At 63.1% G+C, this 19,288-nt stretch carries 16 protein-coding genes and 1 tRNA gene; 8 read left to right on the plus strand and 9 right to left on the minus strand.

All coding sequences use genetic code 11. The features are described from left to right. Nucleotides 1-389: 389 nt before the first annotated feature. The 3 genes from V1293_RS07345 to V1293_RS07355 form a co-directional block, all read right to left on the minus strand. A complete protein-coding gene (locus V1293_RS07345; protein ID WP_334508045.1) occupies nucleotides 390-1,028 on the minus strand; it encodes an ATP-dependent Clp protease proteolytic subunit in 639 nt (212 codons plus the stop codon). A gap of 304 nt (nucleotides 1,029-1,332) precedes the next feature. After that, a complete protein-coding gene (tig, locus tag V1293_RS07350) occupies nucleotides 1,333-2,691 on the minus strand; it encodes a trigger factor (protein ID WP_334508047.1) in 1,359 nt (452 codons plus the stop codon). A 164-nt stretch (nucleotides 2,692-2,855) separates the two neighbouring features. Beyond that, nucleotides 2,856-2,940: transfer RNA gene (locus V1293_RS07355), tRNA-Leu, on the minus strand. Nucleotides 2,941-3,236: 296 nt separating this feature from the next. Here V1293_RS07355 and V1293_RS07360 point away from each other — a divergent pair. Further along, entirely contained in the window at nucleotides 3,237-4,430 is a 1,194-nt protein-coding gene (locus V1293_RS07360; RefSeq protein WP_334508049.1) for a multicopper oxidase family protein, read from the plus strand. 10 nt (nucleotides 4,431-4,440) lie between these two features. Then, nucleotides 4,441-5,526 (plus strand): enolase C-terminal domain-like protein, encoded by a 1,086-nt coding sequence (locus V1293_RS07365; RefSeq protein ID WP_334508051.1) that lies wholly within the window; start codon nucleotides 4,441-4,443, stop codon nucleotides 5,524-5,526. 10 nt (nucleotides 5,527-5,536) lie between these two features. Here the strand turns inward: V1293_RS07365 and V1293_RS07370 are convergent, their stop codons facing one another. Beyond that, complete coding sequence (locus V1293_RS07370) at nucleotides 5,537-7,036, minus strand: NAD(P)H-hydrate dehydratase (RefSeq protein ID WP_334508053.1); 1,500 nt, start codon at nucleotides 7,034-7,036, stop codon at nucleotides 5,537-5,539. Nucleotides 7,037-7,420: 384 nt separating this feature from the next. On the opposite strand from V1293_RS07370, the gene V1293_RS07375 reads away from it, so the two are divergent. The 5 genes from V1293_RS07375 (at nucleotide 7,421) to V1293_RS07395 (ending at nucleotide 12,572) form a co-directional block, all read left to right on the plus strand. Beyond that, the gene (locus tag V1293_RS07375) at nucleotides 7,421-7,759 is read left to right on the plus strand and encodes a P-II family nitrogen regulator (protein WP_011441447.1); all 339 of its coding nucleotides are present in this window, start codon (nucleotides 7,421-7,423) and stop codon (nucleotides 7,757-7,759) included. Between the two features lie 151 nt (nucleotides 7,760-7,910). Beyond that, the gene (glnA, locus tag V1293_RS07380; protein WP_334508055.1) at nucleotides 7,911-9,320 is read left to right on the plus strand and encodes a type I glutamate--ammonia ligase; all 1,410 of its coding nucleotides are present in this window, start codon (nucleotides 7,911-7,913) and stop codon (nucleotides 9,318-9,320) included. A 308-nt stretch (nucleotides 9,321-9,628) separates the two neighbouring features. Further along, nucleotides 9,629-10,153, plus strand: coding sequence for a DUF992 domain-containing protein (locus tag V1293_RS07385; protein ID WP_334508058.1), 525 nt, complete (start codon nucleotides 9,629-9,631; stop codon nucleotides 10,151-10,153). 410 nt (nucleotides 10,154-10,563) lie between these two features. Then, complete coding sequence (locus V1293_RS07390) at nucleotides 10,564-11,289, plus strand: hypothetical protein (RefSeq protein ID WP_334508060.1); 726 nt, start codon at nucleotides 10,564-10,566, stop codon at nucleotides 11,287-11,289. Between the two features lie 128 nt (nucleotides 11,290-11,417). Next, entirely contained in the window at nucleotides 11,418-12,572 is a 1,155-nt protein-coding gene (locus tag V1293_RS07395) for an IS110 family transposase (protein ID WP_334508062.1), read from the plus strand. Between the two features lie 885 nt (nucleotides 12,573-13,457). Here the strand turns inward: V1293_RS07395 and V1293_RS07400 are convergent. From V1293_RS07400 to V1293_RS07415, 4 genes are all read right to left on the minus strand, one after another. Then, a complete protein-coding gene (locus V1293_RS07400; protein ID WP_334508065.1) occupies nucleotides 13,458-15,365 on the minus strand; it encodes a PAS domain-containing sensor histidine kinase in 1,908 nt (635 codons plus the stop codon). A 265-nt stretch (nucleotides 15,366-15,630) separates the two neighbouring features. Next, a complete protein-coding gene (locus V1293_RS07405) occupies nucleotides 15,631-15,969 on the minus strand; it encodes an ABC transporter substrate-binding protein (protein ID WP_334508066.1) in 339 nt (112 codons plus the stop codon). Between the two features lie 40 nt (nucleotides 15,970-16,009). After that, nucleotides 16,010-16,780 carry a gamma-glutamyl-gamma-aminobutyrate hydrolase family protein gene (locus tag V1293_RS07410; RefSeq protein ID WP_334508067.1) on the minus strand — a complete coding sequence of 257 codons (771 nt, stop codon included), beginning with the start codon at nucleotides 16,778-16,780 and terminating at the stop codon, nucleotides 16,010-16,012. 123 nt (nucleotides 16,781-16,903) lie between these two features. Next, nucleotides 16,904-17,602: a hypothetical protein gene (locus V1293_RS07415; protein ID WP_334508069.1), complete on the minus strand. Its 699-nt coding sequence runs from the start codon at nucleotides 17,600-17,602 to the stop codon at nucleotides 16,904-16,906. A gap of 150 nt (nucleotides 17,603-17,752) precedes the next feature. Here V1293_RS07415 and V1293_RS07420 point away from each other — a divergent pair, with 150 nt between their 5' ends. Further along, nucleotides 17,753-18,877 (plus strand): AI-2E family transporter, encoded by a 1,125-nt coding sequence (locus V1293_RS07420; RefSeq protein ID WP_334508071.1) that lies wholly within the window; start codon nucleotides 17,753-17,755, stop codon nucleotides 18,875-18,877. 6 nt (nucleotides 18,878-18,883) lie between these two features. Here the strand turns inward: V1293_RS07420 and V1293_RS07425 are convergent, their stop codons facing one another. Then, nucleotides 18,884-19,186 carry an antibiotic biosynthesis monooxygenase family protein gene (locus V1293_RS07425; RefSeq protein WP_334508073.1) on the minus strand — a complete coding sequence of 101 codons (303 nt, stop codon included), beginning with the start codon at nucleotides 19,184-19,186 and terminating at the stop codon, nucleotides 18,884-18,886. Nucleotides 19,187-19,288 lie beyond the last annotated feature (102 nt).

Below are 19,288 nucleotides of genomic sequence, written 5' to 3' on the forward strand. Positions count from 1 at the left end.
GGCACTCACACCGGACCTCAAGGTAGATAGAGCAAATTCCGTACCAGAAAAGACCCTAACTCAATTACGCACCGTGCGAATCACGGTTTCTAGAATCCCCCGCGATCTTAACCTATCCCACACAGCCAACCATGCTGACACCCGACTATCAAGAATTCGCTAATCGGGGCCGGAATGGCTACCCGTGACAATACCGTGATTTGTGGCGTTCGCACGGGGAGAAGTTGACGAAATCGACCGAGCGTTGCGCAACTGCCACGCAGCAAAACCGGCACGAAAGCGGAACTTTCTGTCCATGCGGGGGCATGGACAGGCCGCCGGCGGCCACATTTTGCCGATTCAACTCAACCAGCCGTTAAGGTCAACGCGAAAGACGCTATCCCGTGTCCTTACGGGGTCCTTACCGTCACCGCCGCCTCTTCGGGACGCTTGTCGATCACCTTGTCGACGATGCCGAAGTCGCGAGCCATATCGGCGGTCAGGAATTTGTCGCGCTCAAGCGCGTCCTCGATTGCCTTGTAGGTCTGGCCGGTGTGCTTCACGTAGATTTCGTTGAGGCGCTTCTTGAGATTCAGGATCTCCTGCGCGTGCAGCATGATGTCGGTGGCCTGGCCCTGGAAGCCGCCGGACGGCTGATGCACCATGATGCGCGAATTCGGCAGCGAGAAGCGCATGTCCTTTTCGCCGGCGGCAAGCAGGAGCGAACCCATCGAGGCCGCCTGCCCTGTGCACAGCGTCGAAACTGCAGGGCGAATGAACTGCATGGTGTCGTAGATCGCAAGCCCCGATGTCACCACGCCGCCGGGCGAGTTGATGTACATCGAGATTTCCTTCTTCGGATTGTCGGCTTCCAGGAACAGAAGCTGCGCGACAACCAGCGTCGACATGCCGTCTTCGACCGGACCGGTCACGAAGATGATGCGCTCTTTCAGAAGGCGCGAGAAAATGTCGTAGGCGCGTTCGCCGCGGTTGGTCTGCTCGACCACCATGGGCACGAGGTTCATGTAGGTTTCAACGGGATCGCGCATTAGTCACCCAAGGGTTAGTAGAGGGTTAGGTAGAGAGCAGCGGAGGCGAACATCCATCGGCAAGGCAGGCCAGTCGGCATGATTGCCGCGCGCGGACGAACGTCCCGTGATGCAGGACTTCAACTCAGAACTCGCGGGTAAGCGAGCCACTCACAGATATGAGCCAATTTCCCGGCGACAAGACCGGACCATTGCGAGCCGAACTCGACGAGTTCAAGCTGATTCGCAGGCGATCTCATAGCGACCGATGCCGCAGCCCAGCCGCTTTCGCCGTTCATCATTAACGTCAGCCTGACCAAGCCGGTCAGGCTGCGCTCTTTTCGTCGTCTTCCTTGAACAGGTCCTCGCGCGAGACCTTCTTCTCGGTCACGTTGGCGAGTTCGAGGATGAAATCGACCACCTTGTCTTCATAAATCGGCGCACGAAGCTGGGCCAGCGCATTGGCATTGTTGCGATAGTAGTCCCAGACTTCCTTCTCGCGACCCGGCATCGATCGCGCACGCTCGATCACCGCGCGGCCGACTTCGTCATCGGTCACGGTGATCTTGTTCCTTTCGCCGATCTCCGACAGCACGAGGCCGAGCCGGACGCGGCGGTCGGCGATCTTCTGGTACTCTTCCTTCGCCGCCTCTTCGGTGGTGTCCTCGTCGGCAAAGGTTTTCCCTGAGGATTCCATCTCGGCCTTGATCGAGTTCCACATCAGGTTGAACTCTTCCTCGATCAGCGACGGCGGCGCCTCGAATTTGTGGCTGTCGTCGAGACGGTCGAGCAGCGCCCGCTTGACGCGCTGGCGCGTGGCCCCTGCGAACTCGGCGACCAGCCGCTCACGCGCGGCTTCCTTCAGCTTGTCGAGCGACTCAAGGCCGAGCGTTTTTGCAAACTCGTCGTCGATCTTGGTTTCACCGGGCGCTTCGATCAGGGTTGCCGTGGTTTCGAACTCGGCCGGCTGGCCGGCGAGCTTCTCGCTGGCGTAGTTCTTCGGGAACGACACTTTCAGCGTCTTGGTCTCGCCCGCACCGATACCGACGAGTTGTTCCTCAAAACCCGGAATGAACTGGCCGGCGCCGATCACGACAGGGATGCCTTCGCCGGTGCCGCCGTCGAACAGTTCGCCGTTGATGCTACCCTTGAAGCTGATGGTGACGCGATCGCCGGTCTCGGCCTTGGCGCCCTCGGCCTTCGCGGCATAGGGACGGTTCTGGTCGGCGATGCGCTTGATGGCCTCATCGACCTCGGCATCGGTCACCTCGACCACCGGCTTCTCCACCGAGAAGGTCTTGAAATCGACGAGCTGGATGGTGGGCACCACCTCGATCGCGACCGTGTAGGTCAGGTCGGTCTTGCCGGCGAGCAGCTCCTCGACCTCTTTTTGCTCGGTCGGCATGGTGATCTTGGGCTCGGTCGCGAGACGAAAACCGCGATCGGTGAAGATCTGCGTGTTGGTGTCGCGGATGGTCTGATCGATGGTCTCCGCCATGACAGAGCGGCCGTACACCTTCTTCAGATGGCTCACCGGCACCTTGCCGGGACGGAAGCCGTTGAGCTTCACCTTGTCCTTGAGGTCGACCAGCTTGGCGTCCGCCTTGGCATCGAGATCCGATGCGGGAACGCTGATCTTGAACTCGTGCTTCAATCCCTCGGCGAGGGTTTCGGTGACCTGCATGGTGTCAATCTTCTTCCGCTTGCGCCGGGCCAGAGCGGCCCGGCAGTGTCAAATGTTCGAGGCGTAGCCTTGCAGCCTGCGCCGGTGGTTCGGCGGACCTTGACTCCCCCGACGGGGAGACCGGCCCTCCAGTATTCGTCATGCAAACGCTTGGATAGAGCGCTTGGTGCGGGCGGAGGGACTCGAACCCCCACAACTTTCGTCACTGGAACCTAAATCCAGCGCGTCTACCAGTTCCGCCACGCCCGCGTGAAAAGCATCCATACCCGGCCGCGATGCCGCGGGCGGCGGGCTTATAACATGAGCCTACACCTCCGCAGCAAAAAAATGGCCGTTTTTGACAGCGCCGAGGCAAGGCGTCACAGCTAGGACAGATACAACAAAAAATGGTCCGGGTCGGTCCGATGGCAAGCCCCGAATTCCCGCTGAATCGACGCGAACTGATGGCCGGTTTGGGGGCGGCTGCGCTGGCCCCGATATGGCCTGTGGCAGGCCGGGCCCAAGGTAGTCCCCAAGGTAATCCTCAAGGCCGGCCCTCGCTGGCATTGCAGGCCAAGCCCGACAGCCTCGCACTCCACCAGGGAAGTGCGGCCACGCCAATCTGGTCGCTGCAAGGGCCTGAACTCACCTTCAAGCGCGGCGATACCGTCGCGGTCGACTTTGGCAATGGGCTGCCGGTGCCCGCCGTCCTCAACTGGCGAGGGATCGATGGCGCCCCGGCAACCGAACCGCTGACGGGCCGGCCTCCGCTCGCGGCCGGCGGCAAGGACGCCGCGCAACTGCCGCTGCACCACGCCGGGACCTTCCTCTGCGAATCCGGGCTGCTTGGCGATGGTCAGGCTCAACCATCACGACCACGGCCATTGATCGTCCGGGAAACCGAGCCTGTCGCTGTCGACCGCGACGAGGTTCTCCTGATCGAGGACTGGCGGGTGAGACCGAATGGAACCGCGATGGCACCGGGGACCGATCCCGGGGACACCGTGCCAGTCCATACGATTAACGGCCAGACTTCGCTCGATTTCTCAGCGAGAACCAATGAACGGGTCAGGCTCCGGATCATCAACGGCTGCCAACGCTCTGTTCTTGCGATCAAATTGGAAGGACTTGATGTTCGGGTTGTGGCCATCGACGGCCAGCCATCCGAGCCGTTCCAGGCCCGCAACGGCGCGCTGGTGCTGGCGCCGGGCGGCCGGGTCGATGCGTTTATCGATGTGACGAACCCAGCGGGCAGCGTGTCCCCGATCCTCCTCCATGACGGCAAGGAAGCTCGCCCGATCGGCAAACTCACCGTCTCCACTGAAGCACCGATACGTCCCGCGCTCCTGCCCTCGGCCCCGCCATTGCCCTCCAACGGCCTCCCCGAACGGCTCGACCTCAAGAACGCCACCCGGGTCGAACTGCCGCTTGGCGGACCATCGGGGGACTGGGTGACGTCGGCCAAATTCGTCGCCACCGCCGCGCCCGCCTTCCGCGTCAAAACCGGCCGCACCGTCGTGCTGGCGCTCACCAACCGCGCCGCCATCGCCACCGTCTTCCATCTGCACGGCCACCATTTCCGGCTGCTGGACCGGCTCGACGACGGCTGGAAGCCGTTCTGGCTGGATACGCTGGCGATCGAGCCTGGCCAGACCCAGCGCATCGCCTTCTTGGCCGAATATGCCGGGCGCTATTTGATCGAATCCGTCGCCACCGACTGGGCAGCGCCGCGGCTGGTGCGGTGGTACGCTGTCGAGTGAGGAGCACGCCATGAGCAAACCGGTTCCCGCCATCCGCAGCGTCAAGGCGCGAGGCCTCGTCGTGCCGCTCGCGCGCCCCGTCAAGAACGCCTTTGGCGTGATCGATGTCGGCCCGCTGGTCCTGATCGATGTCGAGACCGATCAGGGCGTTGCCGGCCGCGCCTACATTTTTGCCTACAGCAAGCTGACGCTGAAGCCGCTGGTCCATCTAATTGAAGAAATTGGGCGAGAGCTGATCGGCAAGCCGCTCGCGCCCTACGACCTGATGGCGGCGATGGACGCAAAATTCCGCCTGCTCGGCTGGCAGGGCCTTGTCGGCATGGCGGTGTCCGGCCTCGACATGGCCTATTGGGACACGCTCGGCCGGATCGCCGGTCGGCCGGTGGCCGAATTGCTCGGCGGCGCGCCGAAGCCGATCAGGGCCTATGACAGCTATGGCGTGGTCGATCCTGTGGCCGACGAGAAGGCGCTGCGCCGTTCGCTGGAGCAGGGTTTTCGCGGCATCAAGATCAAGGTCGGCGACGGCGATGCCGCCAACGACGAACGGATGGTCAGGAGCGTGCGCGCCCTCATCGGTCCCGATGTCGCGCTGATGATCGACTTCAACCAGTCGCTCAATCCCGCTGAAGCCACGCGCCGGATCGCCCGCCTCGAACCCTACGATCTGCACTGGATCGAGGAGCCCGTGCCGCAGGAAAACCTGTCAGGCCACGCCAAAGTGCGCGAGACCTCGCCGACGCCGATTCAGGCCGGCGAAAACTGGTGGTTCCCGCGCGGCTTTGCGGAGGCGATCGAAGCCGGCGCCAGCGACTTCATCATGCCCGACCTGATGAAGTGCGGCGGCGTCACCGGCTGGCTGCAGGTCGCAGCGCAAGCGGAGGCCGCCAACATTCCGATGTCGAGCCATCTGTTTGCGGAGGCCAGCGCCCATATGCTGGCAGTGACGCCGACCGCGCACTGGCTCGAATTCCTCGATTTCGCCAGCGTGATCCTCGCCCACCCCGCCGAGATCGTCGATGGCACGGTGACAGCAAGAGGGCCTGGGCTCGGGCTGAAGTGGGATGAGACGGCGGTGGCGAAATATCTGGTGACGTAGCCGTACGGATTTAATACTCAATCCCAAATTCATCATAGAGTCGTCGGAACACCGCCGGCAGCACTTCCGACAAATCTTCCGCGATCAGGCCCGGCCCCGCCTCGCGCGCGGCCTCGCCGTGCATCCACACCCCGATACTGGCGGCCTCGAACGTCGGCACGCCTTGCGCCAGCATCCCCGCGATCATACCGGCCAGCACGTCGCCGGCGCCGGCGGTGGCGAGCCAGGGCGGCGCGTTGGAGGCTATGGTGGCGCGTCCATCCGGCGAAGCCACCACCGTATCCGGTCCCTTCAGCAGCACCACCGCGCCGGAACGTCCGGCGGCGTCGCGCACCCGCTCCAGTTTGGAGCGGCCGGGATGCTTGTTGCTGATATCACTGAACAGGCGCGGAAACTCGCCCTCATGCGGGGTCAGGACGACGTGGGCGTCCTTGGCAGCCTTGATCGATTCAAACAACCGCTCGGGCGCCTCGGCAAAACTCGTCAGCGCGTCGGCGTCGAGCACGAGGCCGCGTTTCGCTGCGAGCGCCGTGTGGACGAAATCGCGCGTGCGGGCGCTGACGCCGGCACCCGGCCCGAGCACAATTGAATTGAGCCGCTTGTCGTCGAGCAGTTCGGCAAACTGGATCACATTGTCGATCGCGCGCACCATGACCGCCGTCAGCGCCGCGGCATTCACTGCGAGTGCCTCGCGCGGCGAGGCCACGGTCACGAGCCCTGCTCCCGCCCGCAACGCGCCGCGCGCCGCCAGCCGCGCCGCGCCGGTCGATGCCAGTTCCCCTGACAGCACGATCGCGTGGCCGCGGGCATATTTGTGGCCGTCGATGTCAGGCACGGGAAAGGATTTTTGCCAGGTCGGCGGCACATTCTCGAATGTGTGCGGCGCGATCTCCTCGAGCACCTGCGCATCGATGCCGATATCGGCGACGCGGACACGGCCGCAATGCTTGCGACCCGGCATCAACAGATGCGCCGGCTTGCGGCGGAAGAACGTCACGGTCTCCACGGCGTTGATCGCAGCGCCCATCACCGCGCCCGAGGTGCCGTTGATCCCGCTCGGCAGGTCGACGGCGAGCACCGGCGCGCCGTTGGCGTTGACCGCCTCGATCATCTCGAGCGGGTCGCCCTTGACGGGCCGATTGAGGCCTGCGCCGAACAGCGCATCGATGATCAAGGCCGGCTTGCCGATCGCTTGCGGGTTGAACGGCAGCACCGGATATTTCCAGCCACGCGCGGCGAGCGCGGCATCGCCCTGCAGGCTGTCGCGCTCGCATAGCAGGATGACCGAGACGTCACGGCCACGCGCCGCCAGTTCGGCCGCCGCGACAAAACCGTCGCCGCCATTGTTGCCGCCGCCGGCGACGACCACGATCGGCCCCTCCTCGACCAGATCCATCGCGGCCTCGGCCACGGCTTGCCCCGCGCTCAGCATCAGCGCGAAGCCGGGCGTGCCGGCGGTGATCGTCAGCCGGTCGGCACGCTCCATCTCAGTGGTGGTCAAAACTTCCATGCCGAATCCCCGATCCGTCAGCCTTTTCTGGAGGCATATCGCCGTCATATCGCGGCCCGCGTCGCCCCGCCTGCACACGAATTGATCGGTTTGCCTATTTTGCAGGCTTCGCTATCGTGCAGCGTCCGGCTCAACCTCTTTCACTTGCCTGTTAAAAGTCTGATAACGTTCCGAAATCAGCCTCATTAACAACTTGGCATAGACCCTGCTTTTGAGGAAGCCGGTTAGAAAACCGAGCTTATGATCGTCGCAGTCCGCGTCAATTATGAGCAACCCGGCTTTGCCGGATGCAAGGATCAAACCAGACGGCGCCAGGGGAAAATCACCAGGCTGCGACATCGAACCATCTACACTCTGAATTTGGAAATGCCCGGGAGGCGCTCAGTGAAGAAGATTGAAGCCATCATCAAGCCATTCAAGCTCGACGAGGTGAAAGAGGCGCTTCAGGAAGTCGGACTGCAGGGTATCACGGTGACCGAAGCCAAGGGTTTCGGCCGGCAGAAGGGACACGCCGAACTCTATCGCGGTGCGGAATACATCGTCGACTTCCTGCCCAAGGTGAAAATCGAGATCGTGATCGGCGACGACCTGGTCGAGAAGGCGATCGACGCGATCCGCCGCGCCGCCCAGACCGGGCGCATCGGCGATGGCAAAATCTTCGTCTCCAACATCGAGGAAGCGATCCGGATCAGAACCGGAGAATCCGGGCTGGACGCTATCTAAGCCGGGTGCTATCCCGAATTTTGCGACTGAAAAACAAGAAAAGGGCTGCCTCTGCGGCCTGATTTCGTTCGCGATACCTCCACAGATCGTTTGCGAAGTCTCGTTGTCGCTCAAATTCCTGGAAACCGTCCCGCAGCCAAAAGGGGTATTCATGAAGACCGCCAAAGACGTCCTGAAATCGATCAAGGACAACGACGTCAAATACGTCGACCTGCGCTTCACCGATCCGCGCGGCAAGTGGCAGCACGTCACCTTCGACGTCAGCATGATCGAAGAGGATACCTTCGCCGAAGGCCAGATGTTCGACGGCTCCTCGATCGCCGGCTGGAAGGCGATCAATGAATCCGACATGTGCCTGATGCCCGACCCGGTGACCGCGACGATCGACCCGTTCTTCGCCGAGACCACCATGGTCATCGTCTGCGACGTGCTTGAGCCGACCACCGGCGAGCCCTACAACCGCGACCCCCGCGGCATCGCCAAGAAGGCCGAGGCGATGGTGAAATCGTCGGGTGTCGGCGACACCGTGTTCTTCGGCCCCGAGGCCGAGTTCTTCGTATTCGATGACGTGCGCTACCAGACCACGCCCTACAACACCGGCTTCAAGCTCGACTCCTCCGAACTGCCGATCAATTCGGACACCGAATATGAGGGCGGCAATCTCGGTCACCGCATCCGCACCAAGGCCGGCTACTTCCCCGTGCCGCCGCAGGACTCCGTGCAGGACATGCGCTCGGAAATGCTCGGCGCCATGGCCAAGATGGGCGTCAAGGTCGAAAAGCATCACCACGAGGTCGCTTCCGCCCAGCACGAGCTCGGCATGAAGTTCGACACCATGACGCTGATGGCCGACCAGATGCAGATCTACAAATACTGCATCCACCAGGTCGCCCACATCTACGGCAAGACTGCCACGTTCATGCCGAAGCCGGTCTACGGCGACAACGGCTCGGGCATGCACTGCCACCAGTCGATCTGGAAGGACGGCAAGCCGGTGTTCGCCGGCAACAAATATGCCGACCTCTCGGAGACCTGCCTCCACTACATCGGCGGCATCATCAAGCACGCCAAGGCGATCAACGCCTTCACCAACCCGTCGACCAACTCCTACAAGCGTCTGGTCCCGGGCTATGAAGCCCCGGTGCTGCTCGCCTACTCCGCGCGCAACCGCTCGGCCTCCTGCCGCATTCCCTATACGGCAAACCCGAAGGCCAAGCGCGTCGAAGTCCGCTTCCCCGACCCGATGGCCAATCCCTATCTCGGCTTCGCCGCGATGCTGATGGCCGGCCTCGACGGCGTCAAGAACAAGATCGATCCGGGCCCCGCGATGGACAAGGACCTCTACGACCTGCCGAAGGAAGAGCTGAAGCAGATCCCCACCGTGTGCGGCAGCTTGCGCGAGGCTTTGGAAAATCTCGACAAGGACCGCGCCTTCCTCAAGAATGGCGGCGTGTTCGACGACGACTTCATCGACAGCTTCATCGAGCTGAAGATGACCGAGGTCGAGCGCTTCGAGATGACCCCGCACCCGGTCGAGTTCGACATGTACTATTCGCAGTGATCTCGCGCGGCGTTCCCGCCGCCGGTATCACCGTCCAACGATGCGAAAGGCGCTCCTTGCGGGGCGCCTTTTGTTTTTGCGAAGGAAAGTCAGGCGTTTCGGCCGCCTGGTTCGTGCCGCAAATTCCGCTCATGTGGCCCGCCAGCGATCGATGGACCATGTTTCCACGGCCCGCCGCCGACCAGCACATCCACGATTTGCCGCCTGTAAGGCCATTATGGCCCGGGAAACGAGACTTGGAACAGGAACATCGCAACGCCGCTGCGCGTTGAGGGGGTCCATCAGAATGCGTCGATGGAGGGACGCCCATGAACAAAGCAACGCTGAATAGAACAACGTTGAATAGTCTCGCAACCGCATGCGCCGCTCTGGCGCTCGCTATCGCCATGGCTCCGGCCACGGCTCAGGACCGGACGAGGGTCGGCACGCTCTCCTGCAACATATCGCCCGGTGTCGGCCTCGTCGTCGGGGGGCAGCGGCAACTGAGCTGCATCTATGCGTCCGCGAGAGGCAGGGCCCGCGAGGCCTATGAGGGCACCGTCAGCACGCTTGGCCTCGATATAGGTGCCACGACCGGCGGCCAACTGGCCTGGGCGGTTTTTGCGCCGACCACGCTGCCCCGGGCGGCATTGGCGGGAACCTTTACGGGTGCGACCGCCGGCGGCACAGTCGGCGCCGGAGCGAGTGCCAATGTCCTGGTTGGAGGCCCGGACCGCCGGGTCATCATGCAGCCGGTATCCGTGCAGGCGCAGACGGGCGTGAATATTGCCGCAGGCGTATCCACAATGGAGCTGCGGCCGGCCGCTGCACCCGCACGCCGCATGGTCCGGTGACGACATCATCGCTGGTGAACTTGTGGTAACCTCGACAAGGACCGCGCCTTCCTCAAGAACGGCGGCGTGTTCGACGACGACTTCATCGAGCTGAAGATGACCGAAGTCGAGCGCTTCGAAATGACCCCGCACCCGGTCGGGTTCGAGATGTATTATTCGCAGTGATGCTTCCGGCGGGGTTCCCCGCCGGCGTCACTGCGCGACAAATGCAAAAGGCGCTCCCGATAGGGCGCTTTTTTTGTGGCGGCCACTTCCGCCCACGCTCAAAGCAATCCGGGTTCCCGCGATCTTGTGGTTCCCGAATCCCAGTGAAATCAAAACTTCTCCTAAATCGTGGCGGCGATTGTCGCTTTTAGACCTCGCTGGCGCGGTAATGATGGACGCGAACAATAAGAGGCGGCATCAACCAAATGGCGACAAAAGATGGTTTCCAGCCGGATCGTTCTCCTATCTTTCTCTCCGAGTATGCGGAAAAAACCGAGCCGCTGGATATCGGGAAGACTTGGAACATAGCGGTTATCTCGTCGCGAATCCTCAAGGCGAGTATTTGGGCTGTAACGGCGACGGCGATCGCTATCGCGATCCTATCGGTGGGAGATCCAGTCGCGCTCGTTGAGAACGTCACTGCTACGTGGGTCGAAAAACCGGCGCTTCAGCCTGACGCCGATCCGTCGCCGCCGGCAATTCAATCGATCGCCGGCACTCAGGATTTGCCGACGACGACAAGCGACGCGCCGGCGCGCGACGACATTGCTGCAGCTTCTGAACCTGCCGATCAGAATCAAACCGAGATCGGCCAGCCGCCAGCCGAAGCCTTGTTGAAGGAATTCGAAGCCTGGGCGGCCAAGCAAGATTCACGGGCACAGGCCGAGCCCGTACAGCCCGCGCAAGCTGCCCCAGCGCAGGTTGCGCAAGATGCCCCAGTTCAGGCCCAGCCAACGAAAAAACATCGACGGGCCCGGTCCGTCCACAATTCGCGAGCAGAGATCCGAACCCAGCGAAATCATCGAGCAAGGGTCCGGGAAGAGCAAAATGCACGGGTCGAGGTCCCGGCCGTACCGGACGCCCGAGCACAGGAGCAGCCAGTGCAAAATGCCCAGACACCATCGCTCCTGCAAAGCTTGGGTTTGCGTTAATGCAGCGTCACCGCAATCGCGCTTCGCCACGACCTCCGATGCAGCAAGCGTAGATCCTATGGGGTGGCAGGTGGTCAGGTCAGGGGTAAGCTGAGTTTGCAACCACCCACTCACCCAGAGGATCCACGATGCGCACAGATCACACTGACACACCCGCCGGCTGCGAGTATGGCACGGTTTACATTGCTTTCGAACTGAGCAAGGCGAAATGGCAGCTAGGCATCATGATGCCTGGCGGCGAGAAGATGAGCCGTTACCGGATTGATGGAGGCGACCTGGCGGCGCTGTCGGGTTTGCTGGTCAAGGCTCGGGCGAAGGCGGAGCAGGCGGGGAAGCCGGTTCGTATTCTGTCCTGCTATGAAGCGGGTCTCGACGGTCATTGGCTGCACCGCTGGCTGGCCGACAACGGGGTCCTCAATTACGAGATCGATGCGTCGAGCATCGAGGTGAACCGGCGGGCACGGCGTGCCAAGACCGATCGGATCGACCTGGCGCAGTTGATGCGCTCGTTTCTGGCTCACCAGCGCGGCGAACCGCGGGTTTGCAGCATGGTTCGGGTTCCCACGCCTGAGGACGAGGATCGCAAACGGCGCACGCGCGAGCGCGAGCGGCTGCTGAAGGAGCGCACCGGGCACAGCAACCGGATCAAGGGGCTGCTGCATGGCCAGGGCATCCGCGATGCCATGCCCTTGAAGCCGGGTTTTTTGTCGGGTCTGGATGCGATGCGTACCGGCGATGGGCGCGTTCTGCCGCCCCGGCTGAAGGACGAGATCCATCGCGAGCATGAGCGGCTGGTCTTGGTGCACAAGCAGATCAAGGCGCTCGAGGCAGCGAATGCAGCCGCGCATCGGGCACCGGCCAAGGACTCGGTCGAGGCAAAGGCGGTTCAGCTTGCCCAACTCAAGGCGATTGGCCCGCACATCGCCCAGCTTCTGGCCAACGAGGTCTTCTACCGTGACTTCAAGAACCGGCGTCAGGTCGGCAGTTGCGTCGGACTGACCGACACACCCTACGACAGCGGCGCCCGCCGGCGACAACAGGGCATCAGCAAGGCCGGCAACCATCGCGCGCGAACGACCGCCATCGAGCTCGCCTGGCTGTGGCTGACGCATCAGCCCGATAGCGAGCTGAGCCGCTGGTTCCGCGAGCGGGTTGGCAACCTCAAGGGCCGCATCCGCAAGATCGCCATCGTGGCGCTGGCGCGCAAGCTGATGGTGGCGCTGTGGCGCTATCTGGAAACCGGCCTCGTGCCGACCGGCGCGGTGATGCGCCCAAGCCTTTAACGGACGCCGGTGCGCCAATGACGGCCGACGTGACCCAGGACAGACGCGTGACCGAACCCGGGCTTGGGTCTTCGGATTCCGCTTTCGTAGATGGGTCCCGTCTCTTCTGGGCCTTACCTTCACCCGTGCATGAAAGATTGGGGTCCGGGTCACCACACCCGACCGGATACAAGTTGATGCGGTGTCTGCCGCATAACAACGACACGGCCCAGTCCAGGATATCGCGTCGCCCCGCTCACGACGCGCACCAAAACGTTCCGATCCGAAAGCCTCGCGCCAGCCGTGCCGCCGTCAAGGTCGCTACGCGCCGCCTCCGGCGGTGGCCTGTGGCCAACCTTGACCGCGGCCGCGCCTGGCGCAGCGATCAATCATCGGAACGAAACCGCCACTGCGAGCGCAGCGCGCTCCACGACAACGACCAGGAGCAACACATGCCCTGATCAATCATTCCCCTTGACAACTACAACCCCATACAAGCCCGGGTGAGCGCAGCGACACCCGGGGCCACGTCGAAAGAATGCCGCATATCGCGGAGCCTCTCATCACTACGCGAGCGCAATTGCGCTCGTCGCGCGGCGACGCCCTCTGAACTAGAGGGCGGGAAGTTCCAGCAAACCTCGGGCAATTCATGTCGCGAGATCGTGAAGTCATGTTCAGTCGTCGTCACCCGCGAAAGCGGGTGACCCAGTATCCCAGAGGCAGCAGTGTTTGACCGAGAGGCCGCGGCGTACTGGATCCCCCGCCTTCGCGGGGATGACGGCGGTGTGTTGCGTCGCTATCTCCACGTCATTGCGAGCGCAGCGAAGCAATCCATTGTCACCTCGTACGCGGAAAGATGGATTGCTTCGCTGCGCTCGCAATGACGCCGAGGCCAGCCGAGATGGCCTAGCCCGGCTTCGGCGGATTTTCCCGCAGGAAGCGCTCCAGATCCTCCTGCACGGAATACGGCAGCGGGATCGGATCGCCCATGCGGTCGATCGCGCGGTCGAGGCAGAGGCGCACCATGCGCGCGAGTTCGGCCTTGCGGTATGGCTTGGTGAGAAGCAGTACGCCCTCGCCGAGGCGCCCGCTTGAATCGAATGCACCGAACGTGTGGCCCGAGGTGTAGAGCACCCGGAGCGGCCGGCGCAGTTCGGCGACCGTTTGCGCGAGCTGCCGGCCGTTCATGGCGCCGGGCATGACGATGTCGGTGAACAGGAGATCGAACGCCACGCCGGAATTCACCAATTCGAGCGCCTCAGCCGCGTTGGAAGCGGTAATGACCTTGTAGCCGAGACTTTCGAGCCGGCCGGTAACGTGCGCCCGCACCACATCGTCATCCTCGACGCACAGGATGGTTTCCGATCCGCCGCGCGGTTCGTCATCATCAGGCGGCGAGGCGTCGCCCGCCGGAAATAAGTCCACAGGCTCGATGTCGGCCTTCGGCAGATAGATGCGGAAGCAGGCGCCCTCGCCCTCCTCACCGTCGACCACGACGCTGCCGCCGGATTGCTTGGCAAATCCGAACACCATGCTGAGGCCAAGTCCGGTGCCGGTGCCGAACTGCTTGGTCGAAAAGAACGGCTCGAAAATCCTGTCGCGGATGGCAGAAGGAATGCCGGCGCCGCTATCGATGACCTCGATGGCGACGTAGTCGCCCGCGCCGAGATCGTCCACCTCGGCATCGCATGCATCGCGCGAGAAATTGCCCGTCCTGAACAGCAGCCTTCCGCCCTCGGCCATGGCGTCGCGGGCGTTGATGGCGAGATTGACCAGCGCCGAGGTGAGCTGGCTGCGATCGACCAGGGCCGGCCAGGCCTGGTCGCTCAACGCGGTCTCGATCTCGATCTGCCTTCCGAGCGTCGGCGCCAGCAGCTTGACCACCTCCTCGATCAGGGCATTGACGTCGGTCTCGAGCGGCCGCAGCGGCTGCTTCCTGGCAAAGGCCAGCAGGTTCGCCGTGAGCTGGGATGCCCGGTCGGCGGCGTCATTGATCAACTTGGCGATCGACGCCAGCGCCGGATCATGCTTGACGCCGTCGGCCAGAATCTCGATCGTGCCCGTGATCACGGTGAGCATGTTGTTGAAGTCGTGGGCGATGCCGCCGGTCAATTGCCCGACCGTTTCCATCTTCTGCGCCTGGAACAATTGCTCTTCCGCGGCGCGCTTGGCGGTGATGTCCCTGACGAAGGCGTTGATGATGTAGCCGTCATTGCGGCGCAACGCTGTCAGCGACACTTCGGCGAAGAATTCGCGTCCGTCCTTGTGCAGCAGCGGCGTTTCGTAACGCCCGCCCGTGGCATCGCCCGTTGCCTCGCTCAGGAAGCGGTCGACCCATTGCCGGTGCACAGGGCGTCGCGCTTCCGGAAAGACCAGCTCTTCCACGCTCCTGCCGACCGCCTCCGCGCGCGTCCATCCCATCAGAGCTTCGGCGTGCGGGCTCCAGTTGAGGATGACGCAGTGTTCGTCGGTCTGGACGAAGGCATCGAGCGCGCTTTCGATGATGGCCTGCGCCATTCTCTCGCGATCGGCGAGCGCCTGATAGGCCCGCGCCTGCTCCGTTCCCTCGCAAGCCATCGCGGCCTCGGGTGCCGAGGCCGGTGGCTTGAGCAGAACATTGGTGATGCCGACGGCAAGCGCGCTCGCGAGCGCCGCCGCAATTCCACCACCGGCCAGCGCTGCGCTGATGATCGACATCAACGCCGCGCGCGGAGGTGCTTCGGCAACGAAATAATAGGCGAATGCGCCAACCATGCACGACGTCACGACGACGAGCAAAACCATCGCGAGCGCGAGGCGGCTTGATATCTCCATAGCCTCCCCCGGTCTCGAAGTGATGAACAAGCACCGGCTTTTTCAGGCCATATCGGTTGCAGCGCAATGCTGCAGCGTCTTCTCGTTGCTTACCCAACTTCAGATTTGAGAGCCCACACTTTCGAGCCCCGTAAAAGTACGGAGAATGCTTGGTACGGGTCGCCCTTATGATTCGTCCAGAAAGTCGCCGGTTGTGTATTTGACCAACGATTCCTTTCAGTTGCAATCACTTTCGGGCGAATTCCAGCCCTCGAGGATACCGGCATCACACCCCGAAGATTTTAGCGTAGCGTGCCTTGATCGCCTCGCTCTCAGCCTGCACCTGGGCAGGATCGGCCTTGAGCAGCTTCAGGCTGGAAAGCGGACCCTTCTCCTTGACCTGCCGGTGGAACGAGCGGTGCGCGAAGACATCGACCAGCATCTGCTGGACCTCGGCGCTGAAGAAGAAGCTCTGGAAAAGCCTTGCCGCATTCGGATTGGGCGCGTCGCGGAAAATACCCGAGGGAACGATGATCAGCGGCGAGCCTTCGGCCGGATAGATCACCTCGACCGGTTTGCCCTGATCCTTCAGCAGCACCAGATTGTAGTCGTTGCTGTCGGCCATGACGGCGCGTTCACCGAGCAGGATCTTCTTGGGCGCCAGCCTACGCCGCCCGCTTGTGCGTCTTGAGCGCTTCGCCGAACGCTTCGAACAGCTTTCGGTTGATCGGGTTGCGCTGCGGGTCGTACTCGGCGTGCCACTGGACACCGAGTGCAAAACTCGCGGCGTCCGCGATCCGGATCGCCTCGATAGTGCCGTCTTCGGCGATGCCTTCGATCACGACTCGCGCGCCGGGTTCGAGGATGCCCTGCCCGTGCAGCGAATTCACCCGGATGGTTTCGCAGCCGAGCAGGCTGGCAAACGCGCCGCCCGGCGTGAGGTGCACGTCGTGGCGGTCGGCAAACACGACTGTCGGATCGGGATGGATTTCGCCGTTCTCCAGCCGCGGCATGCGGTGGTTCATCCGGCCGGGGATCTCGCGGATTTCCGGGTGCAGCGAGCCGCCGAAGGCGACGTTCATCTCCTGCAGGCCGCGGCAGATGCCGAAGATCGGCACGCCGCGGGCGACGCAGGCCTCCGTCAGCGCCAGCGCGATGTCGTCGCGGTGGATGTCGTAGGGCTCGTGCCTCTCATGCGGCTCGGTCTTGAAACGGGTGGGATGAACATTGGCGCGGGCGCCGGTCAGGATCACCCCGTCGACGACGTCGAGCAGCGCGCCGATGTCGGTAATTTCGGGCGAGCCTGCAAACATCAGCGGCAGCGCCCCCGCCACGTCGGTGACCGCACGCAAATTGCGCTCTCCGACCATCTGGGTCTGGAAACGATTTTCAACGCGATAGGCGTTCCCGATCACACCGACCACGGGCCGTCTCATCGCAAGAATTCCGCTGTCATCGTCCTGTGCAAGGATCTTCTGGGTTGGGCCATGATTGCGGAAGATAATGCCTGCGTGGGCGCCGCGGATCAATATCCGCAGAGCGGCAGCGGAGCTGCCCTGCTATTTCCGCGTGAAAGCCTCCCGGGCGTCGATCCCGTCGATTCCGGGCAAACCCGCGGCGCGGAGCGCCGTGGCCGCCAAATCGCCGGCGCCACTCAGCCATGGCAATTTCGCCTGGATTCCGCGCGTCACCGGCTCGCCCAGCGCACCGCCGAAATCGAGCGGCCAGTATCCGTTCGGCACCACTTCGGCCGAGATGCCTTGGAGGCGATAACCCTTGCCGAGCACCGCCTCGGCGTCGCCGGGCGGCACCAGCTTCGCGCGGCCGGGCGTGGCCGGATCCGCAAAGGCTATCAGCACCGGGATCAGTTCGTCCTTCAGCGGCACGACACCGGTCATCCGGCTCATCTCGCTGAACGGCACGCGCTTGCCGGCCGCCGCCGCATAGGCGCGCAAAGCCACGTAGTTCATGTCGTCAAGGACGAGCTTGTTGTTGTCGACATGCGCGAGCAGCGCGACGAGGTTCTTGCCCTGCCCGAGATCGACGAAAACGGCGTCACCCAACGTGCGGGTCTGGCCGCGGCGGGTGTAGCTGCGATCCGGATGGACGGCCATCACACCCGAGGCCGATTTGCGCCCCTCCGGCGTCTCGACCTCGAGCGTCAGGCGATATTTGTGGGCCGGCCGGTTGATTCTGATCTGGTCGCCGATCACCAGCGCCGCCAGCAGCGCAAGCGGGCCGAACCATTTGAAATTCATCTCACCCTCGCCGGTCCGCCCTATCAGATCTATGCACCGCTTGGCATACCGGACGCGGCAGCGTCAAACCGGCGCGCGCTCGCCCGCTTGATCCCGGCGGCGTTTTGGCGAAAGACTGGCCGGGCAATAATTTCGCGAGAAGGAATCAACGTGACAGGTTCGGCTGACAATCGCCTTCAGGCCCGCAACGATCTGGCGTGGGCGATATCGGTCGGCGGCATCGGCGTCGTGCTGTTCGCCGCCCTGCTCGCGTTCACCTGGCAGTTCGCCGCGACGCTGTTTCTGATATTTTCCGGCGTCCTGCTCGGCGTCGCCCTCAACGCCATGAGCAACCTGCTCGGGCGCGTCGTGCGGCTGCCGCATGCGCTGCGGCTGACGGTGGTCTGCCTGGTGGTCGCGGGCATGCTGTCGGGCATTGTCTTTCTCGGCGGCACCACGATCGCCCAGCAGACCACGGCATTGAGCAACACGCTCAAATCGCAGCTCGTCAACGTCAAGGGTTTTCTGGAAAGAAACGGCATCGACACCAGCTTCTTCGACTTCGGCACCCTTTCCTCGCCGTCGGATGATGCCGCACCTGCAGCCGCAACGCCGACGCCCCACGCGCTTCCGAGCGCCGGCACCATCGCGGCCAGCGGCGGCGCCATCTTCAGTCAGAGCCTGAAACTGATCCTGGGCACCGCCAGCGCGGTCGGAAACTTCTTCATCGTGCTGTTTCTGGGAATAGCCTTTGCGACCCAGCCCGGCGTTTACCGCGATGGCCTATTGTTCATGGCGCCGGCCAGACATCGCACGCGCGCGATCATGATCATCGACCGGATCGGCGAGACGCTGGAGCGCTGGCTGATCGCGCAGATCATCACCATGGTCGCGGTGTTTCTGGTGACCTGGATCGGGCTTTCAATCATTGGCATCCAGAGCTCGTTCATCCTGGGCATCCAGGCAGGACTGCTCGCCTTCATCCCGACGGTCGGCGCGATCCTCGGCGGCCTGATCGTGGTGCTGGCCAGCGTCGCCTCGGGATGGGTCGCAGCCCTCTCCGCCTTCATCCTGTTTCTCGGCGTGCACGCGCTGGAAAGCTACGTACTGACCCCGATCATCCAGCGCCAGGCGCTGGATATTCCGCCGGCGACGCTGTTTGCGTTCCAGATCCTGCTCGGCGTCGTCTTCGGCATCTGGGGGCTGGCGCTCGCGCTGCCCCTGATGGCGATCGCCAAGGTGATGATCGACCATTTCAAGGCGGAAGCGGCGCCTGCCGCCATCACGACGGCCTGAACGATATCAGCCGGCTGTCGTCAGCACCGTCTCGGTATGCTCGACCTCGGGCGGCGAAGCAAAATACTGCCCGACGAGGGCGCGCCAGGCGGTGAAATCTTCCGAGCCGCGAAAATCCACGGTGTGGTTTTCCAGCGTCTCCCATTGCGCCATCAGCCGGTAGCGCTGCGGCTTCTCGATCGATTTGTGCAGCTCAAAACCCTTGCCGCCCTTGGCGCGCAGGAACAGCGGACGCGCCTTGGCAACGGCGGCCTCAAAATCCTTCTCGGTGCCGGGCTTGACGTCGATCTGTGCGATTTCGGTGATCATCGGAGTTACGCCTTCTCATGAGAATTCGCGTGTCTAGCCCAGTCGCCCGTAAAGCAAAAGACATATGCGACGCTTGTGCGTTGCTGCGACGCACGCTGGCCG

It is taken from the genome of Bradyrhizobium sp. AZCC 1693 (assembly GCF_036924745.1).
Lineage (GTDB): Bacteria > Pseudomonadota > Alphaproteobacteria > Rhizobiales > Xanthobacteraceae > Bradyrhizobium.